The sequence below is a fragment of the Pseudomonas sp. MWU16-30323 genome, assembly GCF_020515595.1.
GTDB lineage: Bacteria > Pseudomonadota > Gammaproteobacteria > Pseudomonadales > Pseudomonadaceae > Aquipseudomonas > Aquipseudomonas yamanorum.
On sequence record NZ_JAIWYM010000014.1, the window covers coordinates 19,293 to 37,544 of the forward strand.

Here is an 18,252-nt window from a genome sequence, read left to right on the forward strand (position 1 = left end):
TACCGCTGAGGGGTCAGATATTACTCTCGGTAAACTTTTCGTAATACAGCTGAACGCCATCAAGTGCCTGATCCAGCAGCCATTGTTTGATGGATTCGACCATCGGTGGCGGCCCGCACACGTACATATCCGCCGATTGATCCCGCAATTCGGCCAGGTCGAAATGCTCGGTGAGGTAGCCACGCTTGCCGGCCCAGTCGGGCGCTGGGTCGCTGAGTACCTCGGTGTAGCGAAAATGGGGGATTTTATCGGCGTAGGCGTGGATGCGGGCGGCCTCGCACAGATCGGCCGCACCGCGCACGCCGTAATACAGGTGCACCGGCTGTTGGCAGCGGTTGGCGGCCAGGTCGTCAAGCATGCCCAGCAGCGCCGATAAACCAGTGCCACCGGCCACCAACACCAGCGGCCGGGTGACATGCCGAAGGTAGAAGGCACCCAATGGCGCTTCCAGCAGCAACTCATCGCCGACCTGGCAGCGCTCGCGGATGTAGTTGCTCATCACGCCATCGGGCAGCAGGCGGATCAGGAACTGCAATTGATTGCCCGGGCGGTTGGCGAAGGAGTAGGAGCGCCAACTGTCGGTGCCGGGAATCGACAGGCGGGCGTATTGGCCTGGCAAAAAGTCCAATGAGCTTTCCAGTTGCAGGTGCAGGATCGCGGTGCTGGCCGAAACCTGCTGCACATCGCTCACCGTGCTGCGGATTTGTACCGGCCCCGGCGCGTTGCACAGGCTGGAATCAAAATCGAAATAGAACGCCGCGTCGGATTGGACCCGGGTCTGGCAGCTGAGCATTTTGCGTTGTTGCAGGTCGAGGCTGGAGAGGGCTTCCTCGTCCACGTAGTCCTGGGTGAAATCGCCGGACTCGCAACGGCCCTGGCAAGTGCCGCATACGCCTTCGCGGCAGTCGAGCGGGATCTTGATGCCGTTGCGCAAGGCAGCGTCCAGCAGGATCTCATGGGTACCCACCGGGAAAAACAGGGTCTTGCCGTCGGCAAAACTGAAGGCCACTTTGTGATTCATTCGCAGAACTCCGCGAGTTTGATGGTTATGCCTGGCGAGTGAGCTTTTTGTGGCGAGGGAGCTTGCTCCCGCTGGGCTGCGCAGCAGCCCCAAAAAACCGGGAGCGCTACGCACTGGAGCGCCAGCCCGGTCCAGCGGGAGCAAGCTCCCTCGCCACAGGTGTAATGCATCAGCTCAGAGGTGATAGAAATCCAGCACCGAGTTGATGGTGTCGTTGAGCAGCAGCGCATGCTTGCGGGTGATCAACCAACTGTCGCCATCGGGCTTGAGGCTGTAGGTGGCGCTGCCATAGAACTGCTCCGACGTCGCCAGCCGATAGAACAGCGTGTGCCAGTTCAGCTTCACTTCCAGCAGTCCGCCCGGTTGCTCGGCAATCCGCACGTTATTGATCAGATGCAGCGTCCTCGGCATCGGCGTGGCCGACGCGGCCTTGCCCGTGCGCAGCCGAAACACCCGGTCCTCCAGCCCTGAACGGTTGGCGTAGTAGATCAGCGACATCTCGCGCTTCGGGTCGCGGGTGTAGACGTGTTCCGAGTCCCACTGCGGCAGGTGGAACTCACTCTGCGGGTCGAACAACTGCACGTAGGCGTCCCAATCCTGGGCATCGCACAGTTCGGATTTACGGTAAAAAAACTGCTCGATCTGGTACTGCAATTGCGCATTCATCATTTCACCTCCCGCAGTTTCAGGGCTTGGGCATCGAGCCCGTCCAGCAGGAATTTCTGCCAGTTGCGGTGCTGGTTGACGTACAGCCCTTCGTGGGTGAATTCGGTGCCGGTCATCGCCGGCTGGATGCCGATGGCTTCGCTGTTGGGCGTCGGCCCGGTTTCCCAGCGGTGGCTGCCACGGGAGATATCGCTCCAGCGCTCCAGGCGGCCCTGGAAGCCGCGCTGGGCTTCGCGAAATTCCACCAGGTCATCCGGCGTGCCCATGCCCGAGACGTTGAAGAAGTCCTCGAACTGGCGAATGCGGTTTTCTCGGTCGGCGTCAGACTCGCCTTTCACCCCCAGGCACTGGCTGATGATCTCGGTCTTGTTCCAGGCGATGGGGCGGATGATCCGCAACTGCGAGCTGATCTGGTCGAGAAAGAACAGGCTCGGGTAGATGTTCAGGTTACGCAGGCGGTGCATCATCCATTCGGCTTTTTGCTGGCCATGTTCTTCGATCAGGCGCGGCATGATGGTGGCGTAGCCCGAACGCACGGTGGGGTTGGGCATGTCACTGAACAACAGGCTATGGCCATTGTTGAACGCGAACCAGCCGTCATCGGTATTCGCGTCGCCGGCACCGAGCTTGCTGTAGTCCAGGGTGGTGCCGGAGCCCGTGCCGTTTTCCGTGTTGACCTGCTGGCGATGCTGCACCGTGGCCACGTAGTTGTAGTGCACGGTGCTGACGTGATAACCGTCCAGGCCGTTTTCGTTTTGCAGTTTCCAGTTGCCGTCGTAGGTGTAGGCGGACTTGCCCGGCAGCACTTCCAGCTCCCCGGTGGCCGACTGGGCGACCATCATGTCGAAGAACACTTTGGCGTCGCCGAGGAAGTCTTCCAGGCTGTTGGTGCCGTTCACGTCCAGGCTGATGAACACGAAGCCCTTGTAGCTCTCGATCCGCGCCTTTTTCAGGCCGCGAGTGGCTTTGTCGAAGCCTTCCGGGTATTCCCCCGGCGCCTTGACCTTCACCAGCCGGCCGTCGCTCTTGTAGCACCAGGCGTGGAACGGGCAGGTGAAGGTGGACTGGTTGCCCTTGCCGACCCGGGTCAGGGTGGTGCCTCGGTGCTGGCAGGCGTTGATCAGCGCGTTGAGCTGGCCTTCACCGTCGCGGGTGATGATCATCGGCTGGCGCCCGGCGCGCATCGTCACGAAGTCATGTTTGTTGGCCAATTCGCTTTCGTGACAGGCGTAGATCCAGTTCTTCTCGAAGATCAGTTCCATCTCCAGATCAAACAGCTCCGGCTCGGTGAACATGTCCCGGGCGATGCGGAAAACCTCATCCACCGGGCGGAAGTCCAGGCAGCCTTCGATAAAACTTTTCCACTGTTCGACGCTTCTTGCACCACTCATGGGAGGCACCTTTTTGATAATGGCTAAACGGGTAGGCCATTAAGAGGCTGCGGCGGGGCACCGGGCTATCCGGTTAATGGGGGAAGGTGGGCCACTTAGTTGGGCACGAAATACCCACGGCGGTGCGGGGCGGTGGCGGAATGCGCTACTGTCTTGCAAGGCGATTGTCGGAAAAGTCTGCTTGTTATCCACTTAGTCGACGGTTGCTATCCATCCAGTGGCGATCCCGCTGGCGTGGCGCAAAACTTGCTGTCGATCTACCAGGACGCGCCGTCAGAGCGCGCCGGCCACAATTGCCGTGGGTGCCCCGTGATGAATAGCAATACACGCGATATACGTATCGAGCGCTTCGACCTTGAAGGCGCTTGCAGCTGGATGTCTGGCATTTGCGGGCCGCATCGCCTGCAAACCGCGACGCCGGAGCGCATCCGCTTTCACCACAGTGCCAATGTGTTCAAGTCCCGCGCCACCACGCTGGGGATTATCGAGTACGGCACCGACGTCACCATCGACATCGAAGACGCCGAGCACTTCAGCAGCTATAGCCTGACCTTGCCGCTGGTGGGCGAGCAGGAGTTGAGCAAGAACGGCGTACGCCTCAGTTCCAATCGTGACCAGGGCGTGATCATCTCGCCCAACGAACATCAGGTGCTGGAGATCTCCGGCGACTGCCGCAAGTTGCAGGTGGTGATCACCCGCGCGGCGATGAGCGAATCCCTGGAAGGCTTGCTGCAGCGACCGATTGAAGCGCCGTTGCGCTTCGAGTCGGCGATGGACGCGGTGGACGGCGCTTCCGCGTCGTGGTGGCGCATGGCGCGGTATTTCATCGCCGAGCTGGAGCGCAGCAGCGAACTGTATGACCAGGTGGCGTTTACCCGGGACCTGGAAAGTTCGCTGATCAAGGGCCTGATCCTGGCCCAGCCGAATAATTATTCCGAAGAACTGCGTGACGTGTTGGGGGTGAAGCTGCCGCACTATCTGATCCGTGCGCGGCAGTACATCCACGACAACGCCCGGGAACCGGTGCACCTGGAGGACCTTGAGGCGGCGGCGGGTGTGTCACGCTTCAAGCTGTTCGATGCCTTCCGCAAATACTTCGCCCTGTCGCCCATGGCTTACCTGAAGAAATACCGCCTGGGTGCCGTGCGCCAGCAAATCCTCGAACACGGCTCCACCCGCACTATCTCCGAGATCGCCCTGGGCTGGGGGTTTACCCACCTGGGGCGATTCTCGGCCGAGTACCGCAAGCTGTTCGACGAATCCCCCAGCCAGACCTTGCAACGCAACGACGCCCGGCGCATGCGTGGGGCTTGAACAATGAACACACTACTTAAAAACAATGGAGATCAAATGTGGGAGCTGGCTTGCCTGCGATAGCGGTGGGTCAGCCAAGAAGATACAAGCTGAGCCACCGCCATCGCAGGCAAGCCAGCTCCCACAGGGGATTTGTGTTGGTTGTGAGATCTCAGATCAACTCTTCCACCAAGTGCAGGCAATGACTGAGCCCCGGCGACTGGTCATTGATCCGCCGGCTGAGAATGATCGGCGAAGTGGCCGTGGCTTCCACCACCGGCGTATAGCCGATGTCCGCCCGATGCAGCACCTGCACCGAGGCGGGTACCAGGGTCACGCCCATCCCCGCGCCCACCAGGCCGATGGCGGTCTGCAATTCGTTGGTCCACTGCGAAACCTTCAGGCTCAAACCGTGGGCGTCGAACAGCGCGATCACATGGTCGGCGTAGCTGGGGCGCGGGTTGCCGGGGTAAAGCACAAAGGGCTCGGCGGCCAATTGCGCAAGCGTTGCCGGAGCACCCAGCAAGGGGTGCCCGGCCGGCAGCACCGCCACCAGCCGGTCCTCTACCAATACCCGCTGCACAATGGCCGGATCGTCGATGCGAATCCGCCCGAAGCCCACGTCTATGCGCCCGGCCTTGAGGGCTTCGACCTGTTGCAACGTGGTCATCTCGGAAAGGCCCAGCTCCAGTTCCAGGCCATCATGGCTGCGCAGCCGGCGAATCAATTCCGGCAACACCCCATACAGCGTCGACGGCGCAAAACCGATGCCCAGCCAGGTCTTTTCGCCCAAGCCAATGCGCCGGGTGCTATCGCACACCTTGCCCAACTGCTCCAGCAGCACATTGGCGTGTTCATAGAAAAACCGCCCGGCCTCGGTCAGGCGCAACGGCCGTCCGCGTTCCAGCAGGACTACACCCAGTTCGTCCTCCAGTTGCTGGATCTGCCGGCTCAACGGCGGCTGGGCGATGTGCAGGCGTTCGGCGGCGCGGGTGAAGTTGAGGGTTTCCCCCAGCACCTGGAAGTAACGCAGATGGCGCAGTTCCATAAGGACTCCATTCATACCTTAAGGGTATTGTTCGAGACTCATTCTATATTGGAAGCCAGCAGAGATCCGGAACAGAATCAGGCCAAATCTATAAAGAACCCAACGGGTATTGCCATGCCGATTTGCGCCATCGAGTCGATCGAGACCATCATCGTCGACCTTCCTACCATCCGCCCGCACAAGCTGGCGATGCACACGATGCAGAACCAGACCCTGGTGGTCATCCGTGTGCGCTGCGCCGACGGCATCGAAGGCATCGGTGAATCCACCACCATCGGCGGCCTGAGCTACGGCAATGAAAGCCCCGACAGCATCAAGATCAACATCGACCGGCACTTCGCGCCGCTGCTGCTTGGCCAGGACGCCAGCAACATCAATGCCGCCATGTTGCGCCTGGAGCGCAGCATTCGGGGCAACACCTTTGCCAAGTCGGGCATCGAAAGCGCTTTGCTCGACGCCCTCGGCAAACGCCTGAATTTGCCGGTCAGCGAGCTGCTCGGCGGCCGCGTGCGGGACGCCTTGCCAGTGGCCTGGACCCTGGCCAGTGGCAACACCGAAAAAGACATCGCCGAGGCCGAGAAGATGCTCGACCTGCGCCGCCACCGCATCTTTAAACTGAAGATCGGTGCCGGTGAAGTCAGCCAGGACCTGGCCCACGTCATCGCCATCAAAAAAGCCTTGGGCGAGCGCGCCAGTGTGCGGGTCGATGTCAACCAGGCCTGGGACGAAGCCGTGGCCCTGCGCGCCTGCAAGGTGTTGGGTGACAACGGCATCGACCTGATTGAACAACCGATTTCGCGCAACAACCGTGGCGGCATGGCCCGGCTCAACCTGTCGAGCCCGGCGCCGATCATGGCCGACGAATCCATCGAATGTGTGGAAGACGCCTTCAACCTGGCCCGCGAAGGCGCGGCCTCGGTGTTCGCCCTGAAGATCGCCAAAAACGGCGGCCCGCGCGCGGTATTGCGCACCGCGGCGATTGCCGAAGCGGCGGGCATCGGCCTGTACGGCGGCACCATGCTCGAAGGCGGTATCGGCACCCTGGCCTCGGCCCATGCCTTTCTCACCTTGAACAAACTGGCGTGGGACACCGAGCTGTTCGGCCCGCTGCTGCTCACCGAAGACATCCTCGCCGAGCCGCTGGTGTACCGCGATTTCCACCTGCATGTCTCCACCGCTCCGGGCCTGGGCCTGGCCATTGATGAAGAGCGCCTGGCGTTCTTCCGTCGCGATAAATAACCCGAGGACACTTGTGATGTTGTTCCACGTAAAAATGACCGTGAACCTGCCCGTCGACATGAACCCCGAGCGCGCTGCTGGCCTAAAGGCTGAAGAAAAAGCCTTCTCCCAGCGGCTGCAAGAGCAAGGCAAATGGCGCCATTTGTGGCGCATCGCCGGGCTGTATGCCAACTACAGCGTGTTCGATGTCGACAGCGTGCAGGAACTGCATGACTTGCTGATGCAACTGCCGCTTTATCCTTACATGGCCATCGAAGTGAATGCCCTGTGCCGGCACCCATCGTCGATCCGTGAGGATGATCGCTGAGTCTGTTTTTTCACCTAATAATTACAAGATGAGGATTGCACCATGACCATCCGACTTTCCCAGACTGCTCACGCCCAACAGTTTCTCGAAGAAGCCAGCGGCAACCTGAACGACGGCGGCAACCCACGGACCAAGGCGCTGATCTACCGGATCCTGCGGGACACGGTGAACATCATCGAAGACCTGGAAGTGACCCCGGAAGAGTTCTGGAGGGCGGTCAACTACCTCAATGAACTGGGCAAGCACCAGGAAGCCGGGTTGCTTGCCGCCGGCCTGGGCCTGGAGCATTACCTGGACATGCTGATGGACGCCGCGGACGAGGAAGCCGGCAAATCCGGCGGCACCCCGCGCACCATCGAAGGCCCGCTGTATGTGGCCGGTGCGCCGCTGTCCAAATACGAAGCGCGGCTGGATGACGGCCTCGATCCGGGCGTGCCGCTGTTCATGCAAGGCCAGGTGCGCGACACCAACGGCAAGCCGCTGGCGGGGGCGATTGTCGATGTGTGGCAGGCCAACACGGGCGGCACCTATTCGTGGTTTGACGGCACGCAGTCGGAGTTCAACCTGCGTCGGCGGATCGAGACCGATGCCCAGGGCAACTACCGTTTTCGCAGCATCGTGCCGTCGGGGTATGGCTGCCCGCCGACCGGCCCGACCCAGCAGTTGCTGGACCAGTTGGGGCGCCATGGCCAGCGGCCGGCGCATATCCACTTCTTCATCTCGGCGCCGGGCCATCGGCACCTGACCACGCAGATCAACCTGTCGGATGATCCGTACCTGCACGATGATTTTGCCTATGCGACGCGGGATGAATTGATCGCCGAAATTCGCTTCAGCGAGGACGCGAATCTGGCGAAGGAATTTGGGGTGGAAGGGCAGTTTGCGCAGATTGATTTTGACTTCGAGTTGCAGCCTGCGGCAGCGCCGGTAGAACAAAAGCGCATGCAGCGAGTGCGCGCACTCGAAGACTGAACGCGGTAAAAAAAGGTGGGAGCTGGCTTGCCTGCGATAGCGGTGGTGACTGACACACCGCTATCGCAGGCAAGCCAGCTCCCACCTTTGATGTGGGGTGTTCGTGCTACTTGCGAACAACCAGGTCGAGCAGATCATCCCGATCCTTGATCTTCTGCAACACGATCTCCGATCGAATATCCATCACCCCCGCCGTGCGGTTCAGGTGGTTCACAATGAAATCCGAAAAGTGCTTGAGGTTGCGTGCCTGCACCCGCAGCACATAATTGCTTGCCCCGGTAATCACATACGCACTGGCCACTTCCGGCCACCCCTGCACCTTCTTGATAAACGTCTCGTGCCAGTCCTCCACATCCTGACGCAACGACAGGTGGACGATGGCCTCCAGCTCGATCCCCAGTTGCTCGGCGTTCAGCACCGCCCGGTACCCGCTGATGATTCCCTCGCTCTCCAGCAGGCGCAAACGCCGCAGGCAGGCTGACGGCGACAGGGCGACTTTCTCCGCCAGTTCCTGGTTACTGATACGGCCATCCTGTTGCAGGAAATGCAGAAGGCGCAGGTCGGTAGCGTCGAGAATCATGGTTAGAATAAATCCGCGTGTTTGGGGGCTAAATTCGAATTTCCTACAGCTTAATTAGCCTGTTGCCCACCACTTTGCACGAAAATTCTCTAAAGCTTCGTTCATTATTTGGCTCATTGTTACTACAAAAACAGGACTGACCATGACCACCCGCACCCATTGCCTGACCCTCGACGCCCAGGATCCGCTGGCGCCATTGCGCAATCAATTCGCCTTGCCCGCTGGGGTGATCTACCTCGACGGCAACTCCCTCGGTGCGCGCCCGGTGGCAGCATTGGCGCGGGCGCAAGCGGTGATCGCCGAGGAATGGGGCAATGGCCTGATTCGCAGCTGGAACAGCGCCGGCTGGGCCGACCTGTCCCTGCGCCTGGGCAACCGCCTGGCCCCGCTGATCGGCGCCCGCGACGGGGAAGTGGTGATCACTGATACCACCTCCATCAACCTGTTCAAGGTGCTCAGCGCGGCACTGACCGTGCAGCGCGAACGCGCGCCAAGCCGCAAGGTGATCGTCAGCGAAGCGAGCAACTTCCCCACCGACCTGTACATCGCCGAAGGCCTGACCGAACTGTTGCAACAGGGCTACTCCCTGCGGCTGGTCAACAGCCCGGACGAACTGCCCCAAGCCATCGACCAGGACACGGCCGTGGTGATGCTCACCCACGTCAACTACAAGACCGGCTACATGTACAACATGCAGGCCCAGACCGCGTTGAGCCATGAATGTGGCGCGCTGGCGATCTGGGACCTGGCGCATTCGGCGGGCGCGGTGCCGATCGACCTGCATCAGGCCGGTGCCGATTATGCGATTGGTTGCACCTACAAATACCTCAACGGCGGACCGGGCTCCCAGGCGTTTGTGTGGGTGAATCCGGCGCTGGTGGATGTGGTCACGCAGCCGCTCTCGGGCTGGTTCGGGCATACCCGCCAGTTCGCTATGGAATCGCGTTATGCGCCGAGCCAGGGCATCGCCCGCTACCTGTGCGGCACCCAGCCGATTACCTCGCTGGCGATGGTGGAATGTGGCCTGGATATTTTTGCCCAGACCGACATGGCCACCTTGCGCGCTAAGTCCCTGGCGTTGACCGACCTGTTTATCGCGTTGGTGGAAAGCCGTTGCGCCGCCCACGACCTGACCCTGATTACCCCGCGTGAACATGCCCGACGTGGCAGCCACGTCAGCTTCGAACACCCGGAAGGTTATGCGGTTATCCAGGCCTTGATCGCTCGCGGCGTGATTGGTGATTATCGCGAGCCGCGCATCATGCGTTTCGGCTTTACCCCGCTGTACACCAGCTTTGCTGAAGTGTGGGATGCGGTGGAAATCCTGGGTGAGATTCTCGATCAGGAAACCTGGGATCAACCGCAATTCAAAGTGCGCCACAGCGTCACCTGAGTAAACGCAGAGCAAAAAATGTGGGAGCGGGCTTGCTCGCGAATGCGGTCCATCAGTCTCTGATGTATTGACTGGCACACCGCTTTCGCGAGCAAGCCCGCTCCCACAGGGGACAGTGTTTCAACCAGAAAGCAGTGCAATCACAATAATAAAGGGGCACGCCACGTGACCACGCCAGACCAAGGCTTTGCCGAAATAACCAATCGCGAACTGGGCCTGCGGCGCCAGCTCACTTCCGGCCAGATGAGCATGATCGCCATCGGTGGTGCCATCGGCACCGGGCTGTTCATGGGCAGTGCCTACGCCATCGGCTATGCCGGGCCCAGCGTGCTGGTCAGCTATGCCATTGGCGCGCTGATCACCTTGCTGTTGATGGGCTGCCTGGCGGAGATGACCGTGGCCCATTCCACCTCGGGCTCGTTCGGCGCGTATGCCGAGTTCTACGTCAGCCCGCTGGCGGGGTTCCTGGTGCGTTATGCCTACTGGGCGGCGATTGTGCTGGCGGTGGGCGCCGAGGTCACGGCGGTGGCGATGTACATGAAGTATTGGTTCGCCAACGTGCCGGAATGGGTGTGGATCGTCTCGTTCTCCAGCGTGTTGATCGTGCTCAACGCCATCAGCGTCAAGACCTTCGGCAACTTTGAATACTGGTTTTCCACGATCAAGATCAGCGCCATCGTCGGTTTCATCATCCTCGCGGTGTATGTGGTGTTTGGCTCCGGCAACCCGGATTACGGCGTGCAGAACTACACCGCCCACGGTGGTTTTTTCCCGAACGGGTTGAGCGGCATGTGGATCGCGGTGATCGTCTCGATCTTCAGCTACCTGAGCGTGGAGATGATCGCGGTGGCCGCGGGTGAAGCGGCCGATCCGGAACAGGCGGTGAAAAAAGCCTTTCGCGCGACCATCGTGCGGCTGGTGGTGTTCTACCTGCTGACCCTGGCGCTGATGCTCGCCATCGTACCGTGGAACCAGGCCGGCCATGCCCAGAGCCCGTTCGTCACGGTGATGCAGACCATCGGCATTCCCGGCGCCACCGGGGTGATGAATTTTGTGATTCTGATCGCCGCCTTGTCGGCGATGAACAGCCAGCTCTACATCACCACCCGCATGATGTTCAGCCTGTCCCGCGCCGGCTTCGCGCCCAAGTCCATGGGCGCCTTGAGCAAGAGCGGGATTCCGTTGAACGCCTTGCTGCTGTCGAGCTCGGGTATTGCCCTGGCAACCCTGCTGAACGTGGTATACCCGGAAAGCTCATTCACCTTGATGATGGCGATCTCGATGTTTGGCGCGATCTTCACCTGGTTCATGATCTTCCTCACGCACCTGTTTTTCCGCCGCTACCGCACGCGTCACGGCGGGCCGAAGCTGTCGTTCCAACTGGCGCTGTTTCCCTACAGCACGTTGTTGGGCCTGGTGCTGATGGGCGCGGTGATGGTCACCACGTTCTTCACCGATGCGTTCAAGATGACGCTGGTGTTCGGGGTGCCATTCCTGCTGATTCTGTCGCTGGTGTACTACGTATTTTTCCGCAAGGGCGCGGCCAAGGCGTCGAACAAGGCTTTGGCATAACCCGGCAATTGCTCGAACTCGCGCGCGCATAACAGCAGTTTGCGACAGGCCCAATCCTCGGTCAGGGGTTGGGCCTCGAAGCGCCGTTCCAACGGCCAGCGCTCCAGCGCGGCCAGGGGCACGATCCCCAGCCCGGCGCCCCGGGCGACCATGCGAATCAACCCATCAAACCCGTCCGCGCGGATGCGGGTCTGCAAGCGAAAGCCTGCGTGCAGCGCCTGTTCTTCCAGGTACACCGCCAGCGCGCTGTCGGCGGCCAGGCCTACGTAGTCGTGCTGCAAGCTGTCGATAAAACTCACGGTGCGCGCGGCCAGCGGGTGATCCAGCGGCATGATCAGCACCAGCGGGTCGTCGCGAAAGGGCAGGGTCTGCAAGCCGTGGGTGTCCACCGCATCGGAAATGATCCCCAAGTCTGCCGCACCCTGGCGCAAGGCGTGGGTGATACGCAGGCTTGGCAGTTCCTGCAGGTCGATATCGAGGTTGGGGTGTTCCCGCAGAAAGTCCGCCAGCAATTCCGGCAGGTATTCGCTCAGGGCCGTGGTGTTGCACAGCAGGCGTACCTGGCCTTTGACACCGTTGGCGTATTCCGCGAGGTCTTGTTGCAGGTGCTCGGCTTGCTGCAGCAGCAGGCGGGCGTGACGGGCCAGGGCTTTACCCGCTGCAGTCGGGGTGACACCACGGCGGCCACGTTCCAGGAACTCGATGCCCAGGGAGGCTTCCATCGCCCGGATCCGCGCACTCGCCGCCGCCAGGGACAAGTGGCTGCGGCTGGCGCCGGCGGTGATGTTGCCGGTGTCGAGGATGTGCAGGTACAGGCGCAGGTCGATCAGGTCAAAGTGCATGGCTGGGGATCTCCGAGTGGATGGACCGGCCTCATCGCAGGCAAGCCAGCTCCCACAGTTGGAATGCGATCAACTGTGGGAGCTGGCTTGCCCGCGATGACGTCATCAGCCTCATGAAAAACAAGAGGCTGCCTCAGTATATGGCGAATTTTCAGGCGTCATCCAGGCGCGCAAAATCAGCCCATGAATACTTTTATCACGTTCTACCAAAACCTCGGCCCGGCCCTGACATTGCTGGTGATCGGCACCTTCCTGCTGGCCGGCACGGTCAAGGGCGTCATCGGTCTGGGCTTGCCCACTGTCGCCATGGGCATGCTTGGCCTGGCTATGCTGCCGGCGCAGGCTGCGGCATTGCTGATCATCCCGTCGACGGTTACCAACCTCTGGCAACTGGCCTTTGGCGGCCATTTGAGTGCCTTGATCAAACGCCTGTGGCCGATGCTCCTGCTGATTTTCCTCGGCACCGGGCTGGGCTCGTTGTGGCTGGGCATGGACGGCGGGCATTGGGTGGTGCGGGCGTTAGGCGGGGCATTGCTGGTGTATGCCCTAAGCGGGTTGTTTCTGGCGACCTTCAAGGTGAGCCCGGCCACCGAGCGGTGGCTGGGACCGTTGTGCGGCGTACTGACCGGGATTATCACCTCGGCCACCGGGGTGTTCGTGATCCCGGCGGTGCCGTATCTGCAAGCCTTGGGTTTGAATCGCGATCAACTGGTGCAGGCGTTGGGGCTGTCGTTCACCGTGTCGACCCTGGCGCTGGCGGCCGGCCTGTTCTGGCGTGGCAGCCTGGGCGGTGGCGAATTGAACGCCTCGTTGCTGGCGCTGCTTCCCGCGCTGCTCGGGATGTGGCTGGGCCAGGCCCTGCGCCAGCGCATCAGTGCCGTGCTGTTCAAGCGGGTGTTCTTTGTCGGCATGGCTGCGCTGGGAGGTCATCTGCTGATCAGTGGTTAATAATCAAATGTCGATTCGTGCTTTTTAATCAAATGTATTTTGCCTTTCCGACTCTTATTCCAAAGCATCAGCCTCGTTACGCTGCCTTCAGACATTTTTAATCTTTAGGCACGCCCCATGAAGAAAGTTCTTTTGCTCAACGGCGGTAAAAAATTCGCTCACTCCGACGGCCGCTACAACAGCACCCTGCATGAAGCGGCGCTGGCGGTGCTCGACCGTGGTGGCATCGATGTCAAGGAAACCCACATCGACGCCGGCTACGACGTAGCCGAAGAAGTCGCCAAATTCCTCTGGGCCGACGTGATCATCTACCAGATGCCCGGCTGGTGGATGGGCGCGCCGTGGATCGTCAAGAAATACATCGACGAAGTCTTCACCGAAGGCCACGGCAGCCTCTACGCCAGCGACGGCCGCACCCGCTCCGATGCTTCGCAGAAATACGGCAGCGGCGGCCTGATCCAGGGCAAGCAATACATGCTGTCCCTGACCTGGAACGCACCGCAACAAGCCTTTGACGACCCTACCGACTTCTTCGAAGCCAGGGGCGTGGACGCGGTGTATTTCCCGTTCCACAAAGCCAACGAATTCCTTGGCATGACCGGCCTGCCAACCTTCCTGTGCGTGGACGTGATGAAGCGCCCGGCCATCGAAGCCGACGTGGCGCGGTATGAGCAGCATCTGGCACAGGTGTTTAACCTGAGTCTGTAATGCGGCTAGTATCCGTGCAGCCGCTATAAGAGGATTCACGTTGAAAGCCCGATCCGATGAGCTACAGATCTTCGTCTGCGTGATTGAATGCGGGTCGATTTCCGCCGCGGCCGAACAGGTCGGGCAGACGCCGTCGGCGGTCAGTCGTACCTTGTCGCGCCTGGAGGCCAAGCTCGACACCACCCTGATCAACCGCACCACCCGGCGCATGGACCTGACCGAAGAGGGCAAGTATTTCTTCGAGCGGGCCAAGGTGATCCTCGAGCAAATGGACGACCTGGAAGAGCGCCTGTCGTCGCGCCAGCAAACCCCCTCGGGGCGCCTGCGGATCAACGCGGCGTCGCCGTTCATGCTGCATGCGATCGTGCCGTACATCGCCGAGTTTCGTGGCCTGTACCCGGACATCCAACTGGAGCTGAACAGCAACGACCTGATCATCGACCTGCTGGAGCAGAGCACTGACATCGCGATCCGCATCGGTGCCCTGGCCGACTCGACCCTTCACGCCCGCTCATTGGGTTGCAGCCCGCTGCATATCCTCGCCAGCCCGGCTTACCTGAAACAGCACGGTACGCCCACCACCGTTGCCGAACTGGCCGAACACACCTTGCTTGGTTTCACCCAGACCGAAACCCTGAACCATTGGCCACTGCGCCATGTGCACGGGGATCGCTGGCAGATCCAACCGGGCGTTGCCGCCTCCAGCGGTGAAACCCTGCGCCAACTGGCACTGGAAGGGCAGGGCATCACCTGTCTGTCGGACTTCATGACGGCTCAGGACATCCAGACCGGGCGCCTGATACCGGTGCTGGCCGAGTTCAACAGCGGCTATCGCCAGCCGATCAACGCGGTGTACTACCGCAACTCGCAGTTGGCCTTGCGCATCCAGTGTTTCCTGGACTTTATCCAGGGCAAGCTGGCGAGCTACGCCAGCTGATTCGTGACCCCTGCGCAAGAGTGAATTGGGCAATACGGACTTATTCCGCATGGATAGGTCCGCAATACTGACGCCATCCATTACTCACGCAGGGAGACACCTCCATGAACGTATTCATTACCGGCGCTGCCGGTTTTATCGGCGGCTCCATCGCCACTGGCTTGGTGAAGGCCGGCCATAACGTCACCGGCCTGGTGCGTAGCGCCGAGCAGGCTGAAGAAATGACCGCATTGGGCATCACGCCGGTGATCGGCACGCTGGATGACAGTGCGCTGTTGACCGAGCAAGCGAAGAAAGCAGGCGCCGTGATCAACGCCGCCAGCAGCGACCATCGCGGCGCCGTGGAAACCTTGCTGGCCGCGCTGCGCGGTTCCAACAAAACCTTCCTGCACACCAGCGGTTCGAGCATCGTCGGCGATGCGTCGGGCGGTAAGTCCAGCGATGTCATCTACTTCGAAGACAACTTGCCGGAGCCGACTGTCGACAAGGCCGCTCGCGTGGCCATCGACAACCTGATTCTTGCTGCCGCCCAAGATGGTGTGAACTCGGCGGTGATCTGCAACACCCTGATCTACGGTCACAGCCTGGGCGTTAAGCGCGACAGCGTGCAGTTGCCGCGCTTGCTCAAACAGGCGCGTAAAAGTGGCGTGGTTCGTCATGTAGGCACCGGGCAGAACATCTGGTCCAACGTACACATTGAGGACGTAGTCGCGCTGTACCTGCTGGCGCTGGAAAAGAATGTGCCGGGCACTTTCTACTTTGTGGAGAGTGGCGAGGCGGCGTTTGTCGACATGACTGCCGCGATTGCCGAAGCGCTGAAGCTGGGTAAACCGCAGGATTGGCCATTGGCCGATGCCGAAGCCGAGTGGGGTTATGAAATGGCCAACTATGGCCTGGGTTCCAACAGCCGGGTGCGTGGCAAGCATGCGCGGGAATTGCTGGGGTGGGCGCCGAAGCGGACCTCCGTCGTTGAGTGGATTCGCAACGAGATGGTGTGATGTTCGCTTGATACCGAGTTGAGCCCATCGCGGGCAAGCCCGCTCCCACACTTAACCGAGTTCCAACTTTGGAATGCGGTCAAATGTGGGAGCGGGCTTGCTCGCGAAAGGGGCGACTCGGTCTAACTGTCTTACCCAACACTAGCCCCACCCCGCCCAATTCCGTACCATCCCCCACCTTATCCCTCGCAACTCCCCCGGTACTTCAATGAACCTCACCCGTCTGCGCGCCGACGCCCTGGCCGGACTCACCACGTCTTTTGCCTTGCTGCCCGAATGCATCGCCTTTGCCCTGGTGGCTCACCTCAACCCGCTGATGGGCCTCTATGGCGCGTTCATCATCTGCACCCTCACCGCGATGTTCGGCGGCCGGCCCGGTATGGTCTCTGGTGCCGCCGGTTCGATGGCGGTGGTGATCGTTGCACTGGTGGTGCAGCACGGCGTGCAGTACCTGCTGGCCACGGTGTTGCTGGGCGGCTTGATCATGGTCGCCTTCGGCCTGTTGCGCCTGGGCAAGCTGGTGCGCATGGTGCCGCACCCGGTGATGCTCGGGTTTGTCAACGGCCTGGCGATCATCATTGCCCTGGCGCAGTTGGAGCACTTCAAGAGCGGTGACACCTGGCTCAGCGGCACGCCGTTGTACGTGATGACCGGGCTGGTCGCTGCCACCATGGCTATCGTCTACCTGCTGCCGCGCCTGACCCGTGCCGTGCCGCCGGCCCTGGTGGCGATCCTCGGCGTGGGACTGGCGGTGTACCTGCTTGGCTTGCCGACCCGAACCCTGGGCGACATGGCCCACATCGCCGGTGGCCTGCCGACCTTTGCGTTGCCACAGATTCCCTGGACCCTCGAAACCCTGCACATCATCGCGCCCTACGCGATCCTGATGGCCATGGTCGGTCTGCTGGAAACCCTGCTGACCCTCAACCTCACCGACGAAATTACGGAAACCCGCGGCTATCCCGACCGCGAAAGCGTGGCCCTGGGCGCGGCGAATATGGTCTCGGGCTTGTTCGGCGGCATGGGCGGCTGCGCGATGATCGGGCAAACCGTGATCAACCTCAGCTCCGGCGGGCGCGGGCGGTTTTCCGGTGTGTTCGCCGGGGTGATGATCCTGCTGTTCATTCTGTTTCTGTCACCGCTGATCGAGCGCATTCCGCTGGCGGCGCTGGTGGGGGTGATGTTCGTGGTGTCCCAGCAGACGTTTGCCTGGGCGTCCCTGCGGGTGATCAATAAGGTGCCACTCAACGACGTGCTGGTGATCATGGCGGTGACGGTGATTACCGTGTTCACCGATCTGGCGACGGCGGTGCTGTGCGGGATTGTGATTGCGGCGCTGAACTTTGCCTGGCAGCAAGCGCGTGAGCTGTACGCGGATGAGCATATGGAAGCGGACGGCAGCAAGCTCTATCGGGTGCACGGCACGTTGTTCTTCGCCTCGACCACGCCATTCCTGAACCGTTTCGACCCGGCGAACGATCCGGCCCAGGTGACGCTGGATTGCCGTCACTTGAGCTTCGTCGACTATTCAGCGATTGCTGCGTTGATGACCCTGCGGGAGCGCTACGCCAAGGCCGGCAAGCATCTGCGGGTGCTGCACCTGTCCGAGCGTTGCCGCAAACTGCTCAAGCGTGCGCGGGTGCAGCACGACTGACCGTTGTTGAGGTGCGATGATCGTTCCCACGCTCTGCGTGGGCATGCCGCTATGGACGCTCCGCGTCCGCTCTTAAAGTCGTGACGCGGAGCGTCACAGGATGCATTCCTACGCAGAGCGTGGGGACGATCATGGGCCGACCAGGTTTTCCAATTCCTGGGCGCGGGTCTGGGTCATGTCCAGCACGCAGCCCGAGCCGTTGACCTGATCAATGGTGCCGCCGGTGGCCGAGCCGATGAAGCCGCAGTTGGCATCGCGAAACTTGATCCACTGGCGTTGCACGTCTTGCAATTGTTGCTTGCGGTTGCCTTCCATCGCCGTCATGGCGGCTTTGTAGGCGGTGTTCAGGCGTGCGTCCTGCACCTTGGTTTCCTTGGCGTTGCAATCGACCATGTCGGCGGTGGTGTTGGCGCCGTCCATGCATTTTTTCAGCGCCGCGTTCTCGTCGGCCGACGCCGTGCCGCCCAAGGCCAGCAACAGCGCGCCGGCGGCGAAAGGAACAAGCAGGTGTTTACGATTCATTCTGGGTTTTCCTGGTCATGAGTCGGTGTGCAGTCTAAGACTCGGCCTGCGCAGTTGAGTTTCCAGCCCGGCGATCTTCATGTAAGAACGCCCCCCGAATTTTCATCCACTGACCCGGGGCATATCCCTGTGCGACAGGGCTTGTCTGTGGGCGAAAATTA

General features: G+C 61.1%; 18 protein-coding genes. 11 read left to right on the forward strand and 7 right to left on the reverse strand.

Annotated features, from left to right (window positions below; all coding sequences use genetic code 11):
- Positions 1-13: 13 nt before the first annotated feature.
- The 3 genes from antC to antA form a co-directional block, all read right to left on the reverse strand.
- Complete coding sequence (antC, locus tag LIY45_RS17470) at positions 14-1,021, reverse strand: anthranilate 1,2-dioxygenase electron transfer component AntC (protein WP_226477038.1); 1,008 nt, start codon at positions 1,019-1,021, stop codon at positions 14-16.
- 174 nt (positions 1,022-1,195) lie between these two features.
- The gene (gene antB / locus LIY45_RS17475; protein WP_017478495.1) at positions 1,196-1,687 is read right to left on the reverse strand and encodes an anthranilate 1,2-dioxygenase small subunit; all 492 of its coding nucleotides are present in this window, start codon (positions 1,685-1,687) and stop codon (positions 1,196-1,198) included.
- Positions 1,687-3,078, reverse strand: coding sequence for an anthranilate 1,2-dioxygenase large subunit (antA, locus tag LIY45_RS17480; RefSeq protein ID WP_226477039.1), 1,392 nt, complete (start codon positions 3,076-3,078; stop codon positions 1,687-1,689). Before antA ends, antB begins: the two co-directional genes overlap by 1 nt.
- Positions 3,079-3,390: 312 nt before the next feature.
- On the opposite strand from antA, the gene LIY45_RS17485 reads away from it, so the two are divergent.
- Positions 3,391-4,392 carry a helix-turn-helix domain-containing protein gene (locus tag LIY45_RS17485; RefSeq protein ID WP_226477040.1) on the forward strand — a complete coding sequence of 334 codons (1,002 nt, stop codon included), beginning with the start codon at positions 3,391-3,393 and terminating at the stop codon, positions 4,390-4,392.
- 151 nt (positions 4,393-4,543) lie between these two features.
- On the opposite strand, the gene LIY45_RS17490 is transcribed toward LIY45_RS17485, so the two are convergent.
- Positions 4,544-5,419: a LysR family transcriptional regulator gene (locus tag LIY45_RS17490; protein WP_226477041.1), complete on the reverse strand. Its 876-nt coding sequence runs from the start codon at positions 5,417-5,419 to the stop codon at positions 4,544-4,546.
- Positions 5,420-5,533: 114 nt separating this feature from the next.
- Here LIY45_RS17490 and LIY45_RS17495 point away from each other — a divergent pair, with 114 nt between their 5' ends.
- Genes LIY45_RS17495 through catA form a run of 3 tightly spaced genes read left to right on the forward strand, consistent with a single transcriptional unit; the run spans position 5,534 to position 7,937 of the window.
- Positions 5,534-6,658 carry a muconate cycloisomerase family protein gene (locus tag LIY45_RS17495; protein WP_226477042.1) on the forward strand — a complete coding sequence of 375 codons (1,125 nt, stop codon included), beginning with the start codon at positions 5,534-5,536 and terminating at the stop codon, positions 6,656-6,658.
- Between the two features lie 16 nt (positions 6,659-6,674).
- The gene (gene catC, locus LIY45_RS17500; RefSeq protein WP_003212310.1) at positions 6,675-6,965 is read left to right on the forward strand and encodes a muconolactone Delta-isomerase; all 291 of its coding nucleotides are present in this window, start codon (positions 6,675-6,677) and stop codon (positions 6,963-6,965) included.
- A 42-nt stretch (positions 6,966-7,007) separates the two neighbouring features.
- Positions 7,008-7,937, forward strand: a complete 930-nt coding sequence (gene catA, locus LIY45_RS17505; RefSeq protein ID WP_226477043.1) for a catechol 1,2-dioxygenase — start codon at positions 7,008-7,010, stop codon at positions 7,935-7,937.
- A 106-nt stretch (positions 7,938-8,043) separates the two neighbouring features.
- Here the strand turns inward: catA and LIY45_RS17510 are convergent, their stop codons facing one another.
- Entirely contained in the window at positions 8,044-8,517 is a 474-nt protein-coding gene (locus LIY45_RS17510) for an Lrp/AsnC family transcriptional regulator (protein ID WP_003212305.1), read from the reverse strand.
- Positions 8,518-8,659: 142 nt separating this feature from the next.
- Between LIY45_RS17510 and kynU the strand changes: the two genes are divergently transcribed.
- Entirely contained in the window at positions 8,660-9,910 is a 1,251-nt protein-coding gene (gene kynU, locus LIY45_RS17515) for a kynureninase (RefSeq protein ID WP_226477044.1), read from the forward strand.
- A 165-nt stretch (positions 9,911-10,075) separates the two neighbouring features.
- Entirely contained in the window at positions 10,076-11,482 is a 1,407-nt protein-coding gene (locus LIY45_RS17520) for an amino acid permease (protein WP_017478502.1), read from the forward strand.
- On the opposite strand, the gene LIY45_RS17525 is transcribed toward LIY45_RS17520, so the two are convergent.
- Entirely contained in the window at positions 11,428-12,324 is an 897-nt protein-coding gene (locus tag LIY45_RS17525) for a LysR substrate-binding domain-containing protein (protein WP_226477045.1), read from the reverse strand. The two genes, LIY45_RS17520 and LIY45_RS17525, sit on opposite strands and share 55 nt — an antisense overlap.
- A 183-nt stretch (positions 12,325-12,507) precedes the next feature.
- Here LIY45_RS17525 and LIY45_RS17530 point away from each other — a divergent pair, with 183 nt between their 5' ends.
- The 5 genes from LIY45_RS17530 to LIY45_RS17550 all read left to right on the forward strand — a co-directional run bounded on the left by LIY45_RS17530 (position 12,508) and on the right by LIY45_RS17550 (position 17,569).
- On the forward strand, positions 12,508-13,272 hold the full coding sequence (locus tag LIY45_RS17530; RefSeq protein WP_226477046.1) for a sulfite exporter TauE/SafE family protein: 765 nt from the start codon (positions 12,508-12,510) through the stop codon (positions 13,270-13,272).
- A gap of 117 nt (positions 13,273-13,389) precedes the next feature.
- The gene (locus tag LIY45_RS17535; RefSeq protein WP_226477047.1) at positions 13,390-13,980 is read left to right on the forward strand and encodes an NAD(P)H-dependent oxidoreductase; all 591 of its coding nucleotides are present in this window, start codon (positions 13,390-13,392) and stop codon (positions 13,978-13,980) included.
- A 40-nt stretch (positions 13,981-14,020) separates the two neighbouring features.
- Positions 14,021-14,917: a LysR family transcriptional regulator gene (locus LIY45_RS17540; RefSeq protein WP_226477048.1), complete on the forward strand. Its 897-nt coding sequence runs from the start codon at positions 14,021-14,023 to the stop codon at positions 14,915-14,917.
- A 104-nt stretch (positions 14,918-15,021) separates the two neighbouring features.
- Entirely contained in the window at positions 15,022-15,915 is an 894-nt protein-coding gene (locus tag LIY45_RS17545; RefSeq protein WP_226477049.1) for an NAD-dependent epimerase/dehydratase family protein, read from the forward strand.
- Between the two features lie 208 nt (positions 15,916-16,123).
- Complete coding sequence (locus LIY45_RS17550) at positions 16,124-17,569, forward strand: SulP family inorganic anion transporter (RefSeq protein ID WP_226477050.1); 1,446 nt, start codon at positions 16,124-16,126, stop codon at positions 17,567-17,569.
- Between the two features lie 129 nt (positions 17,570-17,698).
- Here the strand turns inward: LIY45_RS17550 and LIY45_RS17555 are convergent, their stop codons facing one another.
- Positions 17,699-18,091: a lysozyme inhibitor LprI family protein gene (locus LIY45_RS17555; RefSeq protein ID WP_017478509.1), complete on the reverse strand. Its 393-nt coding sequence runs from the start codon at positions 18,089-18,091 to the stop codon at positions 17,699-17,701.
- Positions 18,092-18,252: the final 161 nt, after the last annotated feature.

Coding starts and splice junctions, on each gene's coding strand:
- antA (WP_226477039.1), bottom strand. CDS start 3,078: ATGAGTGGTGCAAGAAGCGTCGAACAGTGGAAAAGTTTTATCGAAGGC.
- catA (WP_226477043.1), top strand. CDS start 7,008: ATGACCATCCGACTTTCCCAGACTGCTCACGCCCAACAGTTTCTCGAA.
- LIY45_RS17535 (WP_226477047.1), top strand. CDS start 13,390: ATGAAGAAAGTTCTTTTGCTCAACGGCGGTAAAAAATTCGCTCACTCC.
- LIY45_RS17525 (WP_226477045.1), bottom strand. CDS start 12,324: ATGCACTTTGACCTGATCGACCTGCGCCTGTACCTGCACATCCTCGAC.
- antC (WP_226477038.1), bottom strand. CDS start 1,021: ATGAATCACAAAGTGGCCTTCAGTTTTGCCGACGGCAAGACCCTGTTT.
- LIY45_RS17530 (WP_226477046.1), top strand. CDS start 12,508: ATGAATACTTTTATCACGTTCTACCAAAACCTCGGCCCGGCCCTGACA.
- LIY45_RS17555 (WP_017478509.1), bottom strand. CDS start 18,091: ATGAATCGTAAACACCTGCTTGTTCCTTTCGCCGCCGGCGCGCTGTTG.
- antB (WP_017478495.1), bottom strand. CDS start 1,687: ATGAATGCGCAATTGCAGTACCAGATCGAGCAGTTTTTTTACCGTAAA.
- LIY45_RS17485 (WP_226477040.1), top strand. CDS start 3,391: ATGAATAGCAATACACGCGATATACGTATCGAGCGCTTCGACCTTGAA.
- LIY45_RS17550 (WP_226477050.1), top strand. CDS start 16,124: ATGAACCTCACCCGTCTGCGCGCCGACGCCCTGGCCGGACTCACCACG.
- kynU (WP_226477044.1), top strand. CDS start 8,660: ATGACCACCCGCACCCATTGCCTGACCCTCGACGCCCAGGATCCGCTG.
- LIY45_RS17495 (WP_226477042.1), top strand. CDS start 5,534: ATGCCGATTTGCGCCATCGAGTCGATCGAGACCATCATCGTCGACCTT.
- LIY45_RS17490 (WP_226477041.1), bottom strand. CDS start 5,419: ATGGAACTGCGCCATCTGCGTTACTTCCAGGTGCTGGGGGAAACCCTC.
- catC (WP_003212310.1), top strand. CDS start 6,675: ATGTTGTTCCACGTAAAAATGACCGTGAACCTGCCCGTCGACATGAAC.
- LIY45_RS17545 (WP_226477049.1), top strand. CDS start 15,022: ATGAACGTATTCATTACCGGCGCTGCCGGTTTTATCGGCGGCTCCATC.
- LIY45_RS17510 (WP_003212305.1), bottom strand. CDS start 8,517: ATGATTCTCGACGCTACCGACCTGCGCCTTCTGCATTTCCTGCAACAG.